Source organism: Hamadaea sp. NPDC050747 (genome assembly GCF_040654195.1).
Taxonomy (GTDB): Bacteria; Actinomycetota; Actinomycetes; order Mycobacteriales; family Micromonosporaceae; genus Hamadaea.
Genome location: NZ_JBFAHM010000003.1, coordinates 581,972 through 603,866, shown reverse-complemented (window position 1 = coordinate 603,866; position 21,895 = coordinate 581,972). Strand labels below are relative to the sequence as shown.

At 70.2% G+C, this 21,895-nt stretch carries 18 protein-coding genes; 5 read left to right on the top strand and 13 right to left on the bottom strand.

All coding sequences use genetic code 11. The features are described 5' to 3' along the window. Window positions 1–84: 84 nt before the first annotated feature. The 10 genes from cydC to AB0H43_RS09075 all read right to left on the bottom strand — a co-directional run bounded on the left by cydC (window position 85) and on the right by AB0H43_RS09075 (window position 13,192). A complete protein-coding gene (gene cydC, locus AB0H43_RS09120; RefSeq protein ID WP_359998561.1) occupies window positions 85–1,746 on the bottom strand; it encodes a thiol reductant ABC exporter subunit CydC in 1,662 nt (553 codons plus the stop codon). After that, on the bottom strand, window positions 1,743–3,485 hold the full coding sequence (gene cydD / locus AB0H43_RS09115) for a thiol reductant ABC exporter subunit CydD (RefSeq protein ID WP_359998560.1): 1,743 nt from the start codon (window positions 3,483–3,485) through the stop codon (window positions 1,743–1,745). The genes cydC and cydD overlap by 4 nt, the downstream gene beginning before the upstream one ends. A 23-nt stretch (window positions 3,486–3,508) precedes the next feature. Beyond that, on the bottom strand, window positions 3,509–4,189 hold the full coding sequence (locus AB0H43_RS09110; protein WP_359998558.1) for a cytochrome d ubiquinol oxidase subunit II: 681 nt from the start codon (window positions 4,187–4,189) through the stop codon (window positions 3,509–3,511). Window positions 4,190–4,200: 11 nt separating this feature from the next. Beyond that, window positions 4,201–5,424: a cytochrome ubiquinol oxidase subunit I gene (locus AB0H43_RS09105; RefSeq protein ID WP_359998556.1), complete on the bottom strand. Its 1,224-nt coding sequence runs from the start codon at window positions 5,422–5,424 to the stop codon at window positions 4,201–4,203. Window positions 5,425–5,504: 80 nt separating this feature from the next. Continuing rightward, on the bottom strand, window positions 5,505–6,416 hold the full coding sequence (locus tag AB0H43_RS09100) for an aldehyde dehydrogenase family protein (protein WP_359998554.1): 912 nt from the start codon (window positions 6,414–6,416) through the stop codon (window positions 5,505–5,507). Beyond that, window positions 6,400–7,836 carry an aldehyde dehydrogenase family protein gene (locus AB0H43_RS09095; RefSeq protein WP_359998552.1) on the bottom strand — a complete coding sequence of 479 codons (1,437 nt, stop codon included), beginning with the start codon at window positions 7,834–7,836 and terminating at the stop codon, window positions 6,400–6,402. The genes AB0H43_RS09100 and AB0H43_RS09095 overlap by 17 nt, the downstream gene beginning before the upstream one ends. Before the next feature lie 5 nt (window positions 7,837–7,841). Further along, complete coding sequence (gene deoC, locus AB0H43_RS09090; RefSeq protein WP_359998550.1) at window positions 7,842–8,789, bottom strand: deoxyribose-phosphate aldolase; 948 nt, start codon at window positions 8,787–8,789, stop codon at window positions 7,842–7,844. A 234-nt stretch (window positions 8,790–9,023) separates the two neighbouring features. Then, complete coding sequence (upp, locus tag AB0H43_RS09085; protein WP_359998548.1) at window positions 9,024–9,656, bottom strand: uracil phosphoribosyltransferase; 633 nt, start codon at window positions 9,654–9,656, stop codon at window positions 9,024–9,026. Between the two features lie 24 nt (window positions 9,657–9,680). Further along, the gene (locus tag AB0H43_RS09080) at window positions 9,681–11,372 is read right to left on the bottom strand and encodes a phospho-sugar mutase (RefSeq protein WP_359998547.1); all 1,692 of its coding nucleotides are present in this window, start codon (window positions 11,370–11,372) and stop codon (window positions 9,681–9,683) included. 56 nt (window positions 11,373–11,428) lie between these two features. Beyond that, window positions 11,429–13,192 (bottom strand): protein kinase, encoded by a 1,764-nt coding sequence (locus tag AB0H43_RS09075; RefSeq protein ID WP_359998545.1) that lies wholly within the window; start codon window positions 13,190–13,192, stop codon window positions 11,429–11,431. Between the two features lie 314 nt (window positions 13,193–13,506). Here AB0H43_RS09075 and AB0H43_RS09070 point away from each other — a divergent pair, with 314 nt between their 5' ends. Together AB0H43_RS09070 and AB0H43_RS09065 are read left to right on the top strand one after the other, a co-directional pair. Then, a complete protein-coding gene (locus tag AB0H43_RS09070; RefSeq protein ID WP_359998543.1) occupies window positions 13,507–15,081 on the top strand; it encodes an acyl-CoA mutase large subunit family protein in 1,575 nt (524 codons plus the stop codon). Window positions 15,082–15,476: 395 nt separating this feature from the next. After that, on the top strand, window positions 15,477–16,736 hold the full coding sequence (locus AB0H43_RS09065; protein ID WP_359998542.1) for an amidohydrolase: 1,260 nt from the start codon (window positions 15,477–15,479) through the stop codon (window positions 16,734–16,736). 46 nt (window positions 16,737–16,782) lie between these two features. Here the strand turns inward: AB0H43_RS09065 and AB0H43_RS09060 are convergent, their stop codons facing one another. Further along, window positions 16,783–17,751, bottom strand: a complete 969-nt coding sequence (locus AB0H43_RS09060) for a DUF4349 domain-containing protein (RefSeq protein WP_359998540.1) — start codon at window positions 17,749–17,751, stop codon at window positions 16,783–16,785. Window positions 17,752–17,798: 47 nt separating this feature from the next. Here AB0H43_RS09060 and AB0H43_RS09055 point away from each other — a divergent pair, with 47 nt between their 5' ends. Both AB0H43_RS09055 and AB0H43_RS09050 read left to right on the top strand, forming a co-directional pair. Beyond that, complete coding sequence (locus tag AB0H43_RS09055; protein WP_359998538.1) at window positions 17,799–18,431, top strand: MBL fold metallo-hydrolase; 633 nt, start codon at window positions 17,799–17,801, stop codon at window positions 18,429–18,431. Window positions 18,432–18,442: 11 nt separating this feature from the next. After that, entirely contained in the window at window positions 18,443–19,219 is a 777-nt protein-coding gene (locus AB0H43_RS09050) for a hypothetical protein (RefSeq protein WP_359998536.1), read from the top strand. Between the two features lie 147 nt (window positions 19,220–19,366). Here AB0H43_RS09050 and AB0H43_RS09045 read toward each other — a convergent pair whose 3' ends face one another. Continuing rightward, window positions 19,367–19,822, bottom strand: coding sequence for a gamma-glutamylcyclotransferase family protein (locus tag AB0H43_RS09045; RefSeq protein ID WP_359998534.1), 456 nt, complete (start codon window positions 19,820–19,822; stop codon window positions 19,367–19,369). 114 nt (window positions 19,823–19,936) lie between these two features. On the opposite strand from AB0H43_RS09045, the gene AB0H43_RS09040 reads away from it, so the two are divergent. After that, window positions 19,937–21,340 (top strand): NAD(P)H-quinone dehydrogenase, encoded by a 1,404-nt coding sequence (locus AB0H43_RS09040; protein ID WP_359998532.1) that lies wholly within the window; start codon window positions 19,937–19,939, stop codon window positions 21,338–21,340. A gap of 136 nt (window positions 21,341–21,476) precedes the next feature. Here the strand turns inward: AB0H43_RS09040 and AB0H43_RS09035 are convergent, their stop codons facing one another. After that, window positions 21,477–21,866: a hypothetical protein gene (locus tag AB0H43_RS09035; protein WP_359998530.1), complete on the bottom strand. Its 390-nt coding sequence runs from the start codon at window positions 21,864–21,866 to the stop codon at window positions 21,477–21,479. Window positions 21,867–21,895: the final 29 nt, after the last annotated feature.

Genomic DNA, 21,895 nt, shown 5'->3' with positions numbered 1-21,895 from the left:
CGGACCTCTATTGATGATCGTTGCGCCAGCCATGCTGTTTCAGCGGACAAATCGCGGGCTGAAACCACTTGGCTGACGCAAGGATCACGCGAGCTGCACGACCGTGTCGAAAGCGCTCGTTTCGGCGGATCGGTGGGTAACGAGGACAACCGTCCTGCTGGCGGCGTACGCCAGCACCCGTCGCAGGACCTCGTCGGCATGCTGCGGGTCCAGGCCCTCGGTCGGCTCGTCGAGCAGCAGGACCGGCGGCGCGTGGAGCAGCGCTCGCGCCAGCGTCAGCCGCTGCCGCTGCCCGCCGGACATTGCGGCGCCCTCCTCGCCGACGAGGGTGTCCCAGCCGTCCGGCTGCGCCTCGATCCAGTCGAGCAAACCCGCGGCCTCGGCGGCGGCGGTCCGTTCCTCCAGGGTGGACGGACGGCCCAGCGTCACGTTGTCCAGCACGCTCGCGTGGAACACGGCGGCGTCCGCGAACAAACCGCCCACCAAGTCGTACGCCTCATCCGGCAGCGGTCGGCCGTCGTACCGCACCACGCCGTCGCTGGGCTGGATCGCGCCGGAGAGGAGACCGAGCACTGTGGACTTTCCCGCGCCGCTCGGCCCGACGAGGGCGGTCTTCGACCCCGGCGGCAGGGTCAGCGAGAACCCCGCCAACGCCGGTACGCCGCCCTCGCGGTAGCGCACGGTGACGTCGTCGAGCCGAAGTTCACGAGGCTCCGACCCCGCCGCCTCCTGCGTTCGCGCTGGATCAGGGATCTCGGTCGAATCTTGGTCCAAGATTCGACCCGGATCCCTGATCCAGCGCAAATCACCGGAAGCGGAGTGAGCGGCGGGAGGAGGGGCGAGCAGCGGCCGCAGCCGAGCCAACGCCCCCGAGATCTCGGCGCGCTTGCGAGCCGCGGCGACCAGTGACAGCGCGATCTCGCCCGCGGCGAGCGTGCCGACCGCGAGGACGCCGATCCATACGCCGGGGACGTCCCGGGCGAGCGCGGCGAGCACGACTCCGGCGGCGGTCGCGGCGATCACCAGGGAGCCGAGGAGGTCCACGCCCAACGCCTGGCGCGCCAGCCTTTTCTCCACCGTCGCCAGGTCGGCAGCGGTCGCGGCGGCGGCCTGCTCGAACGAGGTACGCGCCCCATACGCGGCCAGGTCGGCGGCGCCGTGGACGAGGTCGATCGTGGCGACGGCGTACGACGCCCGCAGGGGTGCGAGTTCGGCGCCGGCCGCGGACGTCATCCGGGCGGCCAGCGCCGGGAGAAGCAAGCCGCAGATCAGGAGGCCGACGGCCAACACCAGTCCGGCGAGCGGTTCGACGGCGAGCGCGGCCACCACCGCCACCACACCGGCCAGCGCCGCCGCGAAGGCTGGGAGCGCCACGCGTACGACCAGGTCCTGAACAGCGTCCACATCGGAGACCATGCGGGACAGCGCGTCACCGCGACGGGCCACCAGTCCGGGATGCCGGGCGAGCGAGGCGAACACCCGCGCGCGTACCTCGGTGACGATCCGAAGCACGGCGTCGTGCCCGGCCAGGCGTTCGGCGTACCGGAAGGCTCCCCGGGAGATCGCCAACGCGCGGACCGTGACGATGGCGACGGTGAGGGCGGTGATCGGCGGCTGGCCGGCCGCCGTCATGAGCAGCCACGTCGCGGTGGCCATGAGCCCGAGGCCGGACAGCTCGGTGATCGTCGCGAGCAACCCCGCGCCGCCGAGCCGCCACATCATCGGCCGCACCAGATCCCACCTCATGCCGACACCCCCGCGTGCTCCGTGAGGCGGCCGTCCTCGACTCGGACCACCCGCGTGGCCAGCCGCAGCATCGCGGGCCGATGCGCCACGAACACCGCGGTCCGGTCCGCGATCAGGCGCTCGGTCGCTTCGATCACCGCCTGCTCGCTCTTCGCGTCCAGCCGCGAGGTGGGCTCGTCCAACAAGATCAATTCAGCCTGGATACGCAGAAAGGCGCGGGCCAGTGCGAGTCGCTGGCGTTCGCCGCTGGAAAGGCCGTGACCGCGCTCGCCGAGCGGGGTGTCGAGACCGGCCGGGAGGCTGGCGACGACCTCGTCGAGGTACGCAGCCCGAGCGGCGGCCTCGATCTCGGCCCGAGTCGCCTCCGGTGCTCCGAGAGCGATGTTCTCGGCGAGGGTGGCTGCGAAGAGATGAGCCTTCTGCGGAACCCAGGCGATTCGGCGCCGCCACGCGTCGAGGTCGGCTTCGGCGCGGAAGACGGTTCCGGTCGTCGGCGTGACGAAGCCGAGGAGGAGCCCGACGAGGGTGCTCTTGCCGCCGCCGCTCGGCCCGACGAGCGCGATCCGGTCGCCGCGGCGTACCTCCAGGACGGCGTCCTTGAGTGCCGGTCCGCGCTCGTACTCCACCGTCACCCGGTCGATCCGCGCGACCACCCCCGCACCGGCCATCCCCACACCGGCCGCCTCCGCCCCACTTAGCGCTGGATCAGGGTTCTCGGTCGAATCTTGCACCAAGATTCGACCGTGATCCGTGATCTGGTGCTGATCAACGGCAGCGAGCTGATCAGCGGCGGGGTGGTCGGCGGCGGTCAGGGTGAAGGCCTGGTCGAGCGCGGTCAGCCCTTCCATGCTGGCGTGGAACCGGCTGCCCGCCGCTCGCAGCGGGGCGTACGCCTCCGGCGTGAGCAGCAGCACGAGCAGCGCGGTCGAGAGGGTGAGGCCGCCGCTGAGCAGCCGAAGCCCGACCGGCACGGCGACGAGCGCGACCGAGATGGTGCCGACGAGTTCCAGCACCAGTGCCGAGAGGAAGGCGACCCGCAGCGTCTGCATCGTGGCGACGCGGTGCTGGTCGGCCATTTTGCGTACCGCGGTGACCTGGGCCTGGGCGCGGCCGAAGGCCCGCAGCGTCGGCAGGCCGGCCACCATGTCGAGGAAGTGCCCACCGAGCAGCTGCAGCCGCCGCCACTGCTTCTCGGTGGCGGCCTGGGTCTGCCAGCCGATGAGGATGCCGAAGATGGGCAGCAGCGGCAGCGTGACGAGCACGATGATCGCGCTGGTCAGATCGCTGAGCGCCAGCGTGATCAGGACGGCCGCCGGCACGGTGACGCCGAGGATCAGCTGCGGCAGGTAGCCGGTGAAGTAGCCGTCGAGGGCGTCGAGCCCCCGTCCGGTGAGGGTCGCCAGTTCGCCCGCGCGCTGCCCGGTGAGCCAGCCCGGTCCCCGGTCGCCGACCGCTTTCAGCAGGTCGTCGCGCAACTGGGCCTTGACCGTCGCGGACATGCGGGCCGCGGCCAGGCCGCTCGCCGCGGCGAGCAGTGCTCGCAGGCCGAGCGCGACCACGAAGGCGGCCAGGGCGGCCGCGTCCAGCCGGCCGTCCGCGGCCGCGGCAAGCGTCCGCGCCAGGAAGTACGCCGACCCGACGGCGGCCAGTGCCACGCCGACGCCGGCCGCGACGAGCAACGCCGCGTCGCCCCGGGCGGCCGGCGCCGCCCGGAGCAGCCGAGGATCGAAAGGCCGCATGCTGGCAGTGAAGCAGATCCGGCTCAGCTCACCACGGGAGCCTGGCGTGAGTGTCGCGCACGGAACATCCACCAGGTCGCCGCCTGCGCCAGGAGCACGAGCGGGAGCAGGGCGTACGCCGCCGGCCGGACGAGGTCCAGCGTCGCCGAATCGGCGAGGTGCCACGTCACCGCACTGCCCGCCGCGACGGTGAGCGCCAGGATGGCCGCGCTCGTCCCACCGAAGATCACCCATCGGCGGGAGAGGTACGCCCAGCCGTGCAGACCGCCCAAGGCGAGCAGACCGAGGGCGCATCCGCCGGTCTGCAGCGTGACGTGGAACGTGCCGCCCTGCCAGATGCCGCCGAGCACCGCGCCCCAGCCGATCAGGGCCAGCGCGCCGCCGATGCGGGCCACTGCGTCCAGGACGCCCACCCCGCCGGGCGTACGCCGGAACAGCCGCAGGCCGTAGGCCGAGGTCACGAGGACCACGCCGAGCAGCGCCACCCCGATCGGTACGCGTTGCTGCGACAGCAGCTCACCCTCGTTCATCGGGAACGCCCCGAAGAGGAGGCCGACCGCGCCCACGAGCCAGACCTCGTTGCCGAGGAAGACCGGGGCGACTCGGTCGAGATCAGCGCGGCCTCGCGAGACCAGGGCGACGCCGTAGTCGAGTCCGCCCAGGATGAAGTAGCCGCCGAAGAGCAGTGCGAGCAGAACAGTCATGACGGGTTCCTTCAGGCCAGCGGGTTCAGGGCGTCGGGGGCGGGGTCCACCGGACCACGGTTGGCGGCCCGGGCGATCAGCACCCAGTCGGTGATCGCCAGCGCGACGAGGATCGTCGTGAAGACCGCGTACGCCGTGAGCATTCCGCCGGGGGAGCCGCCCGGCGTGACCGCGTCCTCCAAGGGCAGCAGACCGTACGCCGCGAACGGCTGGCGGCCGCCCTCGCGGAACAGCCAGCCCAGGATGGCCGCCAGGAACGGCAGCGGAATGGCCAGGAGGAGCAGATAGAGCGGGAATCGCCAGCGGATGATCCAGTCCCGGAAGAACAGCGGGACGAAGAACAGCACCATGGGCAGCAGGTTGCCGATGAGGATCATGAAGCCGAGTCCGACGCTGGCGTACGTGGGCAGGTGGTAGTCGCCGGGGCCGAACCGGGCGGTGAAGTCGGCGACGGCCGCCGCCTTCGCCGTGTCGTCGCCGAACTTGGTCGGCTGCAGGTCGGAGACGAAGCCGAACTGGGCATAGCCGAAGCCCACCACGAAGAATCCGCCGATCGCCGCGGTCACCACGCCGAGCCGCAGCGACTTGCGGAAGAACTCCACTTCCCGCGTACGCCGGATGAAGTGCCACGCGCTGACGCCGGCCATCAGGAACCCGCCGACGGAGATCGCGGCGAACACGACGTGCGGAAGCGCCATCACGAACGAGCCGTTCGAGAGCAGCGCGCCGACGTCGGTCAGCCGGATGACGCCGTCGGCGCCCTTCTCGTAGCCGACCGGGTGCTGGAGGAACGAGTTCGCCGCCATGATCCAGAAGACGCTGGCGTACGCCGTCAGCGCCACCAGCCAGATCAGCGCGGTATGCACCCAGCGGTTCAGCCGTCCCCAACCGAAGATCCACAGCCCGAGGAAGGTGGACTCCAGGAAGAACGCGACGATCGTCTCCATCGCGAGCGGCGCCCCGAACACGTTGCCGAGGTAATGCGACAGGCCGCTCCAGTTCGTCCCGAACTGCAGCTCGAGGACGATGCCGGTGGCGATCCCGAGGAAGTAGTTGATCACGTAGAGGCGGCCCCAGAACCGGGTTTGCCGCTCGTACATCGGCTTCTTCGTGATCGCCCAAGTCGTCTGCAGGACGACCAACAGCGTCACCAGCCCCAGCGTCACCAAGACGAAGAGGAAATGGATGATGGTGGTGGTCGCGAACTGCAACCGCGCGATCTCCAGGACAGTCACGGGATCAAGCTACTTACCAGCCTTCTCCCACGGATCGGGAATCTCCCCGAGCCGTCCCCGAAATCACATCCCCTAGGTGGCTAGTAGGCGGTGCCCTTCGCGCCTTCGAAGCTCTTCGGGTGCCACACCGTCTTGGTCTCCAGGAACGGCGTCATGCGGCTGAGACCCGGGTCGGCGGTCCAGTCGACCGCGGTCGGGCGTACCACTCGTTTGAGCGTGTCCGCCGCCGCGACCTCGAGATCCTTGACCAGCCCCGCGTCCTCGACCCCGGCCAGGTCCACCGCGTTCACGTCGGAGTGCGACGCGAGCCAGGGCGCGATCTCGGCCGGCGATCCGGTGAGAATGTTCACCACGCCGCCCGGCAGGTCCGATGTGGCCAGCACCTCGGCCAGCGTGACGGCCGGCGTCGGGCGCGGCTCACTCGCGATCACCACCACCGTGTTGCCGGTGACGATCGCCGGCGCCACGACGCTGACCAGCCCTAACAAGGCGGGCTCGCGCGGGGCCACGATCGCGACGACGCCCGTCGGCTCGGGGGCGGAGATGTTGAAGAACGGTCCAGCCACCGGGTTCGCCCCGCCCACGACCTGCGCGACCTTGTCGCTCCAGCCCGCGTACCAGACCCAGCGGTCGATCGCCGCGTCCACCTCGAGCGTGGCCGCGGCCGCGGACAGCCCGAAGGTCCGCAGCTCCGCGACGAACTGCTCGCGGCGACCCTCGAGCATCTCGGCCACGCGATACAAGATCTGACCCCGGTTGTACGCCGTCGCGCCGGACCACTTCGCGACAGCGCCCCGAGCGGCCAGTACGGCGTCGCGTGCGTCCTTGCGGGAGGCCTGGGAGGCGTTGGCCACGAACTGCCCCTTCGCGTCGGTGACCACGTAGCTGCGGCCGGACTCGCTGCGCGGGAACGCGCCCCCGATGAACAGCTTGTAGGTCTTCCAGACCGCGAGCCGAGTGTTGTCCTTAGTGGCGCTATCTCGAGTGGGCAAGGTACGCCTCCAGGCCGTGCCGGCCGCCTTCGCGACCGTAACCGGACTCCTTGTAGCCGCCGAACGGCGACGTCGGGTCGAACTTGTTGAAGGTGTTGGCCCAGACCACCCCGGCGCGGAGCTGATCGGCGACGGCGAGGATGCGGGAGCCCTTCTCGGTCCAGATCCCGGCCGACAGCCCGTAGGGCGTGTTGTTGGCCTTCTCGATCGCCTCGGCCGGCGTGCGGAAGGTCAGCACCGACAGGACCGGGCCGAAGATCTCCTCGCGGGCGATCCGGTGGGCCTGCGAGACACCGGTGAACAGGGTCGGTGCGAACCAGAACCCGCGCGCGGGCAGCTCGCACGGCGGCGACCACACCTCTGCGCCCTCCTGCGACCCGGCCGCGGTCAGCTCCTTGATCCGGGCCAGTTGCTCGGCCGAGTTGATCGCGCCGATGTCGGTGTTCTTGTCGAGTGGGTCGCCCAGCCGCAAAGTGGCCATCCGGCGCTTCAGCGACTCCAGCACCTCGTCGGCCACCGACTCCTGGACCAGCAGTCGCGAACCGGCGCAGCAGACGTGCCCCTGGTTGAAGAAGATGCCGTTGACGATGCCTTCGACCGCCTGGTCGATCGCGGCGTCCTCGAAGACGATGTTGGCGGCCTTGCCGCCCAGCTCCAGGGTGACCTTCTTCTGGGTCCCGGCCACCGCCTTGGCGATGATCCGGCCGACCTCGGTCGACCCGGTGAACGCGACCTTGTCGACGTCCGGGTGGTTGACCAGCGCCGCCCCGGTCGCACCCGCGCCGGTGACGATGTTGACCACGCCCGGCGGCAGGTCGGCCTGCTGGCAGATCTCGGCGAACAGCAACGCCGTCAACGGGGTGGTCTCGGCCGGCTTGAGCACCACGGTGTTCCCGGCAGCGAGCGCGGGCGCGATCTTCCACGCGAGCATGAGCAGCGGGAAGTTCCACGGGATGATCTGCCCGGCGACGCCGTGCGGCTTCGGATCGCGTCCAAAGCCCGCGTGGTCGAGCTTGTCGGCCCAGCCCGCGTAGTAGAAGAAGTGCGCGGCGACCAGCGGCACGTCGACGTCCCGGGACTCCCGGATCGGCTTGCCGTTGTCCAGCGACTCCAGGACGGCCAGCTCCCGGCTGCGCTCCTGGATCAACCGGGCGATCCGGAACAGGTACTTCGCCCGTTCCGCCCCGGACATCGGCCCCCACACCTTCTCGTACGCCCGCCGCGCGGCGGCGACCGCCCGATCGACGTCGGCCGGCGTCGCGTCGGCGACCTCGGCGAGCACCTCCTCCGAAGCGGGGGAGATCGACTTGAAGGTCTCGGTGCCCTCGACGAACTCACCGTCGATGAACAGCCCGTAGGAGGGCTTGAGGTTGACGATCGCGCGCGACTCGGGCGCGGGCGCGTACTCGAAAACAGCCATGGCGCTCAGTCCAGAGTGACGTAGTCGGGACCGGAGTAATGCCCGGTCTTCATCTTGTTGCGCTGCAACAACAGGTCGTTGAGCAGCGACGACGCGCCGAACCGGAACCAGTGCGGATCCAGCCAGGCCTCGCCGGCGGTCTCGTTCACGAGCACGAGGTACTTGATCGCGTCCTTCGACGTCCGGATGCCGCCGGCCGGCTTCACCCCGACCTGGCGGCCGGTGGTCGCGAGGAAGTCCCGCACGGCTTCCAGCATGATCAGCGTGACCGGCGGCGTCGCGGCCGGGGAGATCTTGCCGGTCGAGGTCTTGATGAAGTCCGCCCCCGCCAGCATCGACAGCCACGAAGCCCGACGGACGTTGTCATAGGTCACCAGCTCACCGGTCTCCATGATCACCTTGAGCCGGGCGTCGCCGCACGCGCCCTTGACCGCCACGATCTCGTCGAACACCTCGAGATAGCGCCCGGCCAGGAAGGCCCCTCGGTTGATCACCATGTCGATCTCGTCCGCACCCGCGTCCACCGCGTCGCGTACGTCGTCGATCTTGACCTTGAGCGACGCCTGGCCCGACGGGAACGCGGTGGCGACGCTGGCGATCTTCACGGTCGAGCCCGCGACGATCTCCCGGACGTCGGGAACCATCGACGGGTAGACACAGACCGCCGCAGTCGACGGGCAACTCGGGTCGAGCGGATCGGGACGCAGCGCCTTCGTCGCCAGCGCCCGGACCTTTCCAGGGGTGTCCGCGCCCTCCAGCGTCGTCAGATCGACCATGCTGATCGCGAGATCGATCGCGAACACCTTCGACGAGGTCTTGATCGAACGGGTGCCGAGCGCGGCGGCCCGGGCGTCCGCCCCGACCTTGTCCACGCCGGGCAGCCCGTGCAGGAACGCCCGCAGGGCGGCGTTCGACCCGGTCACCTCGGAGAGCGCAGGTGCGGTGACTGTCATGCCCGAAAGCCTATCTCCGCCCACCTCAGCTCCGCCGCCGCTCCGCCCCGCGCCCTCGCCCCCTCGTCCCCGGCCGCGCCGCCCCCGGCTGGCTTTCCGCGCATCATGAACTTATCGCCATGATCGACCGTTAGTTCATGATCGGCGCGAAAGTAGTTCATGATCGGCGCGAAAGTAGTTCATGATCGGCGCGAAAGGCGCGAAAGGGCGGGGTAGGTGAGGGGAGGGGTGGGGTTAGAAACGGGGCATGCCGCCGAACTGGCGGTCGCCGGCGTCGCCGAGGCCGGGGACGATGAACATCTGCTCGTTGAGCCGCTCGTCGACGCTGGCGGTGACGAGGCGGATCGGCAGCCCGGACTGCTCCAGGCGGGCGATGCCCTCGGGCGCGCAGATGACGCTCAGCACGGTGATGTCGGTGCAGCCCCGGTCGACCAGCAGCCGGCAGCAGTGCTCCAGCGAGCCGCCGGTGGCCAGCATCGGGTCGAGGACGAGCACCGGCAGGCCGCGCAGGTCGGCCGGCAGCGACTCCATGTACGCCCGCGGCTCGAAGGTGTGTTCGTCGCGGGCCAGCCCGACGAAGCCCATGGACGACTCCGGAAGCAGGGCCAGGACGGCGTCCGCCATGCCGAGCCCGGCGCGCAGCACCGGCACGATCAGCGGCGGGTTGGCCAGCTTGGTGCCCTGCGCGGTGGCGACCGGGGTCTGCACCGGGTACTTCTCGGCCGCGAAGGAACGCGCGGCCTCGTACGCGAGCATGGTGCTCAGCTCGTGCAGGGCGGCCCGGAATGTCGCGGAGTCCGTGCGGGCGTCGCGCATGGCGGTCAGCCGGGACTGGGCGAGCGGGTGATCAACGACGAGTACGTCCACGGATTCACAACCTACCGGTAACCATCAGGGTGCGACCGACCAGATGCCCAGGGCAGCGGCGGTCTCCGTACGCAGGGCGGTCAGTGCGGCGCTCGCGCGTTCCCGGGCGGAGGCCAGATCGCCTTCGGCGACCGGTTCCCGCACCTCCAGGTACGCCTTGAGCTTCGGCTCGGTCCCGGAGGGCCGGACGACGACGCGGCATTCGGGCGTACGCAGGATGACGACATCGGCGTCGGGCTGCAGATCTTCGGCGGAGCTGACCGGTTCGTCGAGCAACGTCGTCGGGGTCTTCGACCGCAGCCGGGCCATGGCGTCGGAGATCTCGCTGAGGTCGTCGACGCGTACGGAGAGCTGGTCGGTGGCGTAGACGCCGTGCTGGGCGGCGATCTCGTCGAGCCGGTCGGCCGGCGTACGCAGTTCGGCCTTCAATCCGGCGGCCAGTTCGGCCACCACGAGGGCGGCGGTGATCCCGTCCTTGTCGCGTACGCCGTCGGGGTCGACGCAGTAGCCGAGGGCTTCCTCGTATCCGAAGCACAGGTCGGCGGCCGATCGGGAGATCCACTTGAACCCGGTCAGGGTTTCGGCGTACCCGAGGCCGCGTTCCGCGGTGAGCGTCTTGAGCAGCGACGACGACACGATCGTGGTGGCGTACGTGCCGCGGCGGCCGCGTCGCATCAGGTGATCGGCGAGCAGGACGCCCACCTCGTCGCCGCGCAGCATCCGCCAGCCGCCGGGCGCGGCCGGGGCCGGGATCGCGACGGCGCACCGGTCGGCGTCCGGGTCGCTGGCGATCGCGATGTCGGCGTTCACCTGCTTGGCCAGCGCGATCACGCGATCCATCGCCCCGGGCTCCTCCGGGTTCGGGAAGCTGACCGTCGGGAAGGTGCCGTCGGGGGTCCACTGGGCGTCGACGTGGTGCGGCTCGGCGAAACCGGCCCGGACGAACGCGTCCGCCGCGACCTGGCCGCCGACTCCGTGCATCGGCGTGTACGCCACCACCAGGTCGCGCGGTCCATCGGAGTCCACAACGGACGCCGCCCGATCCAGGTACGCCGTCACGATGGACTCGTCGAGCAGCTCCCCGGAGTCGCCGAGGGGTACGTCGGCTAGCTTCGTGACGGCGGCGATCCGGGCGGAGATCTCGCCGTCGACGGGCGGAACGATCTGAGCCCCCGCGCCCAGTTCGCCACCGAGCCGAGCGCCCAGGTAGACCTTGTATCCGTTGTCCTGCGGCGGATTGTGCGACGCCGTGACCATCACACCCGCGCAGCCGCCGAGGTGGCGTACGGCGAAGGCGAGCAGCGGCGTCGGCAGGTTCCGCGGCATCACGAGCGCCCGCAGGCCGGCCCCGGTCGCCACCCGCGCGGTCTCCTCCGCGAACTGCTTCGAGCCCCGCCGGGCGTCGTACCCGATGACGAGCGGCTCGTCAGCCGTCGTGTCGTTCGCTCGCAACCAACTGACCAGGCCCGCCGCCGCCTGGCGTACCACCGCCAGATTCATGCCGTTGGGACCGGCGCGCAGCGGGCCGCGCAGGCCGGCCGTCCCGAAGGTCAGCGGCCCGGCGAAGCGGTCAGCGAGCTCGGCGGTGTTCCCCGCGTCGAGCAGCGCGGACAGTTCGTCGCGATCGGCCGGGTCGGGATCGTCGTCGATCCAGGCGCGGACGCTGGCCAACAGCGACTCGGTGTGCGCGGGGTCTGGCGCGGTGTGGTCGGTCATGGGCGATTTTTAGCACAGTGCTCCGCGCGATGTCCCGGGTTCCCGAGAGCGGTCGGCTAGACCAGGGTGAAACTCTGCGCGATCTGCTCGAAGACCGCCTTGGCGTCGTCCCAGTCGCTGGCCTCGGTGGAGGCCTGGAGGCGATAGGTCTTGCCACCCGAGGTGATCACCGTGTAGGTCCCGTGGCGCTGGTCCTGGCCCTTCGGGGTGCAGAGATATTCGAGCTGGCTGCCGTCCTGCGCGGCGACGGTGGTGGGCGTGATGCCGACCTGCTCGTAGACCTCGCAGGTGCCGGCCTTCTGCAGGTCCTTGACCTTCGAGTCGACCACGCTGTCCACGTTCTTGCCGGAGTAGACCTGGACCCGGACATACCGGTTGGAGACCTTCGGGTCGCGGTACTCGATCCCGTTGGCGATCCCGGTGCCCTTCTTCCAGCCGACCGGGAAGGTGATCTTGTAGCCCTTGCCGGTGTAGAGGACCGGCTGGGCCTGCGGGCTCACGGGGGCGCTGGCGCTGGCCTGCGGCCCGGGGCTCGTGGAACCGGCCTCGGGAGTGCCGGAACCGCCGAACAGTTTGCTGGCGGCGGCCACGGTCCCGATGAGCACGACGACGGCGAGCCCGGCGACGAGACCCAGCCGGGCGCCCTTGGGCAGGTCGCGGAACTTGTCGAGAAGTGAGCCCGAGGAGCGCTTGACGGGCGGCATCGCGCCGGTCGGCAGCTGCGGCATCGCGCCGGTGGCCTGCATCGCCCCGCCCATCGACGGGCCGGAGGGCAGATTGGCGGCACCGAACTGGGGCATGTCCCCGGTGGCCAGCAACGCCCGGCCGCCGACCTGCTTGGGCGGCTTGCCGCCGACGGGCGGGCTGGTCGGCGCGACCGCGGTCGGGTCGGTCCACTGCCCCTGCGGGGTGGGCATGACCGACCAGGGATCGGTGTAGCTCGGAGTGCTGGGCAGCTGGGCGAGGTCGTTGGCGAGCAGCTCCCGCAGGGTCGCACGGGCGCGGGGCACGTCCCACCGGCGGCTCGGGTCCTTGATCAGCAGGCCGCCGAGGACGTCGGTCAGCGGGCCGGCCAGTTGCATCGGCGCCGGCGGCTCCTCGACCACGGCATGCATGGTCGCCAGCGGGTCGCCCTTGTCGAACGGCGGACGCCCCTCGACTGCGGTGAACAGGGTGACGCCGAGGGAGAACAGGTCGCTGGGCGGGCCGAAGGCGTGCCCCATCGCGCGTTCGGGCGAGATGAAGTGCGGCGAGCCCAGCACCATGCCCGGCGTCGTGAGCTGCACGTCGCTGGGCATCCGGGCCACGCCGAAGTCGGTGAGGACGCAGCGGCCGTCCTGGCAGATGAGCACGTTGGCGGGCTTCACGTCCCGGTGCAGCACTCCGGCGGCGTGCGCCACTTCGAGCGCGCCGAGCAACGCCACGCCGATCTTGGCCACCGTACGCGGAGCCAGCGGGCCACCTTCGATGACCATGTCAGCCAAGCTGCGGGCGTCGAGCAGTTCCATGACGATCCACGGCCGGCCGCCCTCGGTGACGACGTCGTAGACCTGGACGACGGAGGGGTGGGCCAGCGCGGCGGCGGCTCGGGCCTCCCGCATGGTCCGCTCGTACATCGCGTCGCGGTCGGACGCCGCCATCCCGGGTGGGCAGACGACCTCCTTCACGGCGACGTCGCGCCGGAGCAGAGTGTCCGAGGCACGCCACACGGTGCCCATGCCGCCGGTGCCGATGGCGGTACGCAACGAGTAGCGCCCGCCGATCACGGTGCCCGGCGCCGCTCGGCCGTCGCCGGGGGAGCTGTTCCAGGTGGTGGGCATGGGGGTAGTCACTTTGCCGCCGTCTCGTGGGGAACTGTGTGCAGTGGCCGTCGGACGGGCCTGGTTACCCGGGGTGGGGATTGGCCAACCGCCCCATTCTGCGTGAGAAATGTGGCAAATGAAAGCCGAGCCGGGCGACCACTCTCCGTCACCGGCCCACGCTCAGGTGCTTTCGCGCTGGATCAGGGTTCCGGGTCGAATCTTGGATCATGATTCGACCGAGAACCCTGATCCAGCGCCAAACGAGAGCGGGCAGAGAGCGTGTGGGAAAGACCTCATCCGCCGTCTGCGCCGTTCATCCTACGATCAGCGGTATGACTGAACGTCGGTTAAGCGAGTCCGGCTTCCCGCTCAAGCCCGTCTACGGGCCGGCTGACGTGCCGCAACGCGACTCCGAGCAGCCGGGTGAGTACCCGTTCACCCGGGGCGTCTATCCGACGATGTACACGACGCGGCCTTGGACGATGCGGCAGTACGCCGGATTCGGCACCGCCGCGGAGTCGAACGCCCGCTATCACCAACTGCTCGCGGCGGGCACGATGGGCCTCTCGGTCGCCTTCGACCTGCCGACGCAGATGGGCTACGACTCCGACGAGGCGATCGCGCACGGCGAGGTCGGCAAGGTCGGCGTGGCGATCGACTCGGTCGAGGACATGGGCGTTCTGTTCGACGGCATACCGCTCGACAAGGTCTCGACGAGCATGACGATCAACGCCCCCGGCAGCGTCCTGCTCCTGCTCTACCAACTCGTCGCGGAGCAGTCGGGCGTACCGGGCAAGGCGCTCAACGGGACGATCCAGAACGACATCCTGAAGGAGTACATCGCCCGGGGCACGTACATCTTCCCGCCGAAGCCGTCCCTGCGGCTGGTGGCCGACACGTTCGCGTACTGCCGGGCCGAGGTCCCGAAGTGGAACACGATCTCCATCAGCGGCTATCACATGGCCGAAGCGGGCGCGACGCCCGTGCAGGAGATCGCGTTCACGCTGGCCAACGGCATCGAGTACGTCCGGGCGGCGGTCGCGGCCGGGCTCGCGGTCGACGACTTCGCGCCCCGGCTCTCCTTCTTCTTCGTGGCCCGGACGACCCTGCTGGAGGAGGTCGCCAAGTTCCGGGCGGCGCGCCGGCTCTGGGCCAGGATCATGAAGGAGGAGTTCGGGGCGAAGGACCCGAAGTCGTGGATGCTGCGCTTCCACACCCAGACGGCGGGCGTGCAGTTGACCGCCCAGCAGCCCGAGGTCAACCTCGTCCGGGTCGCGGTGCAGGGTTTGGGCGCCGTCCTCGGTGGTACGCAATCCCTGCACACGAACTCCTATGACGAGGCGATCGCGCTGCCCACGGCGAAGGCGGCCCGCCTCGCCCTGCGTACGCAGCAGATCCTGGCGTACGAGACGGATCTGACCGCCACGGTGGACCCGTTCGCCGGGTCCTACGTGGTCGAGGCGCTCACCGACGAGATCGCGGAGGCCGCCGACGAGTTGATCCAGCGCGTCTTCGAGTACGGCTCCTCCGTGGACGCCATTGAGGCCGGATTCCAGAAGCGCGAGATCGAGGCCTCGGCGTACCGGGTGGCCCAGGAGATCGACTCCGGCGAGCGCACGGTCGTCGGCGTGAACCGGTTCACGCTGGACGAAGAGGAGCCCTACGAGCCGCTCCGGGTGGATCCGTCCATCGAGCAGGCTCAGGCCGACCGGCTGGCCCGGCTGCGCCGCGAGCGCGACAACGGTTCGGTCGAGAGCGCGTTGACGCAGCTCAAGAGGGCTGCCGAGGGTACGGCGAACGTCCTCTATCCGATGAAGGAGGCGTTGGCCGCCCGGGCGACGGTCGGCGAGGTCTGTCACGCTCTCCGCGACGTGTGGGGGACCTACCGCCCGGCCGATCGGTTCTGATCGGGGCGGCCGGTCGGACGATTCGTCGCCGACGGTCGCCCGAACGCCTTACCCGAATCTCCACTCAGTTGACTACTCGCACCAGGTGTGCGACGCGCGTACCGGGGAAAGAGTGATCGTGCCTGGGGACCCCGACGGAACACGCACGTCAGGGGACATCGCGGGGGAATCGCGTAACCGGTGGACGGGGTGTGCGTCACATCCACAGCCGTCACGCGTTGTGAGAGGTGTAAGGGCCCATGCCGACGACGAAAACCGCCACGGAGTCTCTCTACCTGGGAGGACGTGACACTCAGCAACGCAACCGCTACCGCAATGACGTTGCGCAGAGTTACGGGTCTGGGGCTAGGCTTGTCGAGGTTTGTCCCACTGTCAATCGAGATCGAGATCTTGCCGTGACGAGTGCGCTAACGCTGCCGGAGAGCAGCACGCTGACGTCGACCTGGCCCGAGACTTTGCCTGGGGCCGATCCGCTGCCCGGTCAACTCGACCGCTGGCTTGCCTCCCGAGGCGCGGAGCTCGTCGCCGTACGCCGTCACATTCACGCGCACCCGGAACTGTCCGGTCACGAGTTCGAGACCGCCGCCCTGGTCGCCCGGGAGCTGGCCGTCGCGGGACTGCAGCCGAAGTTCCTGCCGCGTGGCAACGGAGTGCTGTGCGACATCGGCACCGGTGACCGGGTCATCGCACTGCGGGCCGACCTCGACGCGCTGCCGCTGCCGGACACCAAGGACGTGCCCTACCGCAGCCAGGTGCCGGGGGCCGCGCACGCGTGCGGCCACGACGTGCACACGACGGTGCTGCTGGGCGTCGGCCTCGCGCTGGCCCAGCTCGACCAGCGCGGTGAGCTGCCCGGCCGGGTCCGGCTGGTGTTCCAGCCCTCGGAGGAGAAGTTCCCCTCGGGCGCGCCGGAGATGATCTCAGCGGGCGCGTTGAAGGACGTCGCCGCCATCTACGCGCTGCACTGCGCGCCGCAGCTGCCGGTGGGCCTGATCGGGGTCCGCTCGGGTCCGTTCACCGCCGCCGCCGACACGGTCGAGGTTCGACTGACCGGCAAGGGCGGCCACACCGCCCGGCCCCACCTGACCGCCGACCTGGTGCACGCGCTCGCCCGGGTGATCGTGGACGCGCCGGCCCTGCTGGACCGCCGGGTCGACCCGCGTGCCGGGGTGTCCATGGTCTTCGGCGCGGTGCACGCCGGCGAGGCGGCCAACGCCATCCCGATCGAGGGCCAGGCCAAGGCCACCGTCCGCATCCTCAACAAGGAAGCCTGGCAGGCCGCGCCCGACCTGATCACGAACCTCATCAAGGACGTCGTCTCGGCCACCGGCGCGGGCGTCGACGTCCGCTACACCCGCGGCGTGCCACCGGTCATCAACGACCGCATGGCGACCGCCGTCATCGCCGCCGCCGCCGGCGCCGCGCTCGGCGCCGACCGGGTGGTCGAGGCCGAGATCAGCATGGGGGGTGAAGACTTCGCGTTCTACCTGGAACAGGTGCCGGGCGCGATGATCCGCCTCGGCACCAGCACCCCGGGCAGCGAAGTCAAGATGGACATCCACCAGTCCGGCTTCGACGTCGACGAACGCTGCATCGGCTACGGCGTCCGGACCATGGTCCACACGGCGCTCGCGGCTCTGTCCAGCTTCTTCTAGTGGTACGCGTCAAGGGGCTCCCGCCGTCGGGAGCCCCTTGACCGTGCTATTCCTCGGTCGGCTTGTGCTCCACGTCCGGCGCGGCCGTTGGGGCTGCCGGAGCCGGAGCTGCTGCGGTCACCGGAGCCGCCGGAGCTGCCGGAACCGCCCGGCGGCGGCGCAGCCACCACCACAGCGGAACGAGCACGACTGCGGCCACGATGAGGAACGGCAGCAGGAAGCCGAGTACGGCGGCGGCCACCTTCAGGATGACGACGAAAGTGTCCCAGCCCGCCCGGAGACCGCCGAGGAACGACGGGTCCTCGCTCTTCGGCTCCACATAGGGCGTGTCCGGGCCGACCAGCGTCACCGTGATGGTGGACAGCTTGACCAGGTCGTCGAGCCGGCGCTGCTTGGCCAGCAGCGCGTCCAGCTCGGCCTGTCGCCGGGACAGCTCCTGCTCCAGTTGCACGACCTCGGACAGCTGCTTCGCCTGCGCGAACATCCGCCGTACGCTGTCCACACTGGCCTGCTGCGCCTTGATCCGCGCCTCCAGATCCACGACGGTGGCGGTCACGTCCTCGGCGTTGACCGAGCGGTCCAGCTCCTTGCCGAGCTTGGCCGCGTCGGCGAGCACCGGCTCGAACTTGTCCGCAGGAACGCGGATCGTGATCGACGACTGCGCCTGCGAACCGCCGCTGCTGCTCTTCTCCGAGCCCACGAAGCCGCCGACGCTCGTCGCCGCCGACCGGACCCGCTGCGCCGCGGCCTCCACGTCGTCGACGCGTACGGTGATCTGGCCGTTGTAGACGATCGCCCGGCCGATCTCCGGCACTTGGCCGCCGCCCTGCTCGCTTGTGGTGCTCTGATCCGCGCCGGTCTTCGACCCGAGGTCGCCGGCGCCTTCCGGGGCGACTGCCGCCGGGGCGGCTCCACCGCTGTCGGTGGAGTTCTTGTCGCTGGCGCCACAACCTGCGACGAACACCAGCGCCAGGCTCGCCAACGCGAGCCCTACGGTCTTTCGGCGTACCAACATGGGCCTATGACGCGCGCCCGGACCTCCGGGTTCCTAAGCTGATCCTCATGAGAGTGACCAAGTTCGAGCATTCCTGTGTCCGTGTGGAACGCGACGGCGCGGTCCTGGTCATCGACCCCGGGCCGTGGGCGGACCCGGCGGCGCTGGACGGCGTGGACGCGGTCCTGATCACCCACGAGCACTTCGATCACCTGGACGTGGACAAGCTGGCCGACACGCTGGCGAAGCGACCCTCGGTCACTGTGCACGCCCACGAGGCGGTCGTCGCCAAGCTCGCCGCACTGGACGGGGCGACCCGGACGGTGGCCTCGGGCGACGCCTTCGAGGCGGCCGGCTTCGGCGTCAAGGCCTACGGCGGCCTGCACGCGTTGCTGCATCCGGAGGTGACGCCGGTGCCGAATCTCGGCTTCCTCGTCGAGGACTCCGTGTACCACCCGGGCGATTCGTTCGACGTCCCCGAGGGCGCGACCGTCGAGACGTTGTTCGTGCCGGTGAGCGGGCCCTGGCTGAAGGCGTCGGAGTCGGTCGACTTCATCCGGGCCATTTCGCCGCGCCGGGTGTACGCCCTCCACGACGGACTGCTCAACGAGTTCGGCCACATGGTCGTCGACGGCAGCCTGGCCAAGCTCGCGCGATGCGAGTACGCCCGCCTCGAGCCGGGCACAACGGTTACCGCGTAATCTTCTCTGGCGTGACGCCGGAGCAGACCGCGGCCGCCAGCCGTCCAAGCATCGAGGCGTTGGGGAGCGCGTGGACGCGGTGCCCGCGTACGCTGCGGCATGCCCGCGAACTGGGGCTGTCCGCCTGGGTCTTCACCGTCGCCGGCCGGGCGGGCGCCCTCGGCGACGTCGACGCGCACGTCGCGGCCTCCGCCCTGGGACAGATCCACCCCGACGCCGTACGCGAGGCGTACGAGTCGGCCGCGGCGATCATGCCGGTCCCGATGATCGCCGCCGAACGGATGGCGCAGTGCTGCCGCTGGGGGCGCGACGAGTTGACCGGGCTCCCCGGCCTGCCCCGGTTCGTCGTGCTGACCCGCCGGATCCTGCGATCCGCCGACGCGACGGCGATGCCCCTGTACGCGGCCTGGCGGCGGATGCCCGTCCCGGACGACGCCCCGGCCGAACTCGCCGGCGTCTGCCTCTACCTGCTCACCGAGCTGCGGGCCGGGGCTGCCCTGGTGGCGCAGACGGCGGCCGGGCTCTCCCCGGTGCAGGCGCTGCTCTCCGGACCCGAAGGTGAGGCCGGCGCCGTGGCGTACGGGTGGCAGCCGCCCTATCCGGCCGTCGGCCACCTGGCCCGGCGGCGCGTCTGGGCGGACGCGGTGGCCGACCGGATCGTGGCCGGGGCGCTGGCCGCCCTGACCAGCCTGGAGCGCGACGAATGGCTGGAACTGGTCACCGGACTAGCCGAAGTCATCCATCCGGCCCCTGTCTCCCTCTCCGCGGCCCCTTCCCGCCGCCCCTGACCCGCCCTTTCCCGGCGCCCGCCCCGCCCAGCGCCCTCGCCCTTCCCGCCGATCATGAACCTATGGTCATGATCGACCGGCGTGTCGTGTCCACGGCAGCCTGATCGTTCCCCTGAGCAGGTGATCGACTGGCGTCCGGAGGGCCGGTCAGAGCGAGTTGTTGCGGGTGGGCCGGGAACGCAGGTCCGCGACGTAGTCGTCGGGCGCGCCCGCCTTCGCGGCCGCGTTCGCGATCTCGTTCAGGTACCAGACCGTCGGCAGCCCGCCCTCGTACCCGTTGAAGACGTAGACCCAGGCCGTCACGTCCCCGTCGAGCGTATGCACCCGGACGTGCAGTTTCCGGTAGGTGCCCGCGACGACGCCCTCGACTTCGTCGAGCTGCGACTCGTCCCAGGGATGCACGTCGTAGAGCGAAACGAAGACACGGTCGCCCGGCGACTCGACGATCGTCGTGACGGCGCCTTCCCACCCGATGACCTCTTCGCCGGCGAACGTGATCCGCCAGCCTTCCAGCCAGCCCACGCCGACCATCGGCGAGTGCGGGCAGTAGGCTCGCATTCGGGCAGGGTCGAGGTTGGAGCCGTACGCAGCGTAATGACGCACGGCGATGACGATAGTCCGCCTGGGGCGTACGAGAGAATATGGCGTGGCGTGTCGCATGTCGCGCGGGCTCGGAAGACGCTCAGACGACCGGGTGAACATATAGGGGAAATCGCCGTGAACCGGATTGTGATCATCGGTGGGGGACCGGCCGGCTATGAGGCGGCACTCGTCGCCGCACAACTCGACGCGGACGTCACCGTGGTCGAGGCCGACGGCGCCGGCGGCGCGTGCGTCCTGCACGACTGCGTGCCTTCGAAGACCTTCATCGCCAGCTCAGACGTGGTCACCGGGTATCGCGACACCGAGGGGTTCGGCATCCACTCGGACGGCTTGGAAGCCATCACGGTCGATGCGCCCGCCGTTCACGAACGGGTGAAGCGGCTCGCCGCCGCGCAGTCGACGGACATTCATACCAAGTTGATAAAGGCGGGCGTAACCGTCGTTCACGGACGGGCCCGGCTCGGTGAGGACTCCCTCGGGCATCAGCACAAGGTCAAGATCCAGCCCTCCGGCGGTCACCCTGAGTATTCGGTCGACGCCGGGACGGTCCTGATCGCGACCGGCGCGACGCCGCGCATCCTCGCCGACGCCGAACCCGACGGCGAGCGCATCCTGACCTGGCGTCAGGTCTACGACCTGCCGGACCTGCCCGAGCACCTGATCGTGGTGGGCTCCGGCGTCACCGGCGCCGAGTTCGCGTCGGCGTACCTGGCGATGGGAGTGCAGGTCACCCTGGTCTCCAGCCGCGACCGGGTGATGCCGCACGAGGACGCCGACGCCGCCATGGCGATCGAGCGCGTCTTCCGGGCCCGGGGCATGCAGATCATGAACAACTCCCGGGCGTCGGCCGTACGCCGAAACGGCGACACGGTCGAGGTGACGCTGGCCGACGGCCGCAGCGTGACCGGGTCGCACTGCCTCATGGCGGTCGGCTCGGTGCCCAACACGGCCGACCTGGGTCTCGTCGAGTACGGCGTCGCCGTCGCGCCGGGCGGCTACGTCACGGTCGACCGGGTGTCGCGGACGAACGTGCCGGGCATCTACGCGGCGGGCGACTGCACCGGCGTACTGCCGCTGGCCAGCGTCGCGGCGATGCAGGGCCGGATCGCGATGTGGCACGCGCTCGGCGAGGCAGTGGCTCCGCTGCGCCTCAAGACCGTCGCGGCCAACGTCTTCACCGACCCCGAGCTGGCCACCGTCGGGGTGAGCCAGGAAGCCGTGATCAGCGGCAAGGTGCCGGCCCGTGAGGTGATGCTGCCCCTGAGCGGCAACGCCCGCGCGAAGATGGCGGGCATCGAGGACGGCTTCATCAAGCTCTTCTGCCGGCCCGCCTCCGGGCAGGTCGTCGGCGGCGTCGTGGTGTCGCCCAAGGCCAGCGAGCTGATCATGCCGATCGCGTTGGCGGTGGAGAACCAGCTCACCGTCGACCAGGTCGCGCACACGATCACGATCTACCCGTCGCTGTCGGGCTCGATCGCCGAGGCCGCGCGGCAGCTGATGCAGCACCAGACCGACTGATCCGCCACCCGAGCCGATCCGCCGCGCGAACTGATCCGCCACGCGAGCCGATCCGCCACGCGAACTGATCCGCCGCGCGAGCTGCGAACGGCCGGGGAATCTCGCCCCGGCCGCCCGTTCCCCCCGGTTCGCCGGGTCAGGTGCGTTCGACGATCTTCCAGCTAGTGGAGATCCACTCGTCACCCTCCATCGTGATCGCGCGCAGCACGGCCCGGTCCCCGGCCGGGATGATCGAGCTGTAGTCGCACTCCACCATCGTGTTGTTGCCCTTGTAGTTCTGGCAGTAGGGCGTCTCCCAGTCGGCGTTGTAGTCCATCAGCTTGCCGGTGGCGTGATGACCGTCCGCCTTGATGTCCCACACCTTGAGGTGCTGCGAATTCGGGTAGTAGCAGACCTGGGTCCCCGTCGTGGTGACGCACGTCGACGGCTCGCTCGGCAGGTCGGCCGCGGCGGCGGTCGCGAAACTCGTCACCATTACGCCGACCGCCGCTGACAACGCGAACAGCCGCCTCGCGTGTTCTTTCACTGAGTCCTCCCCCTGATCGGTTGGTGGTA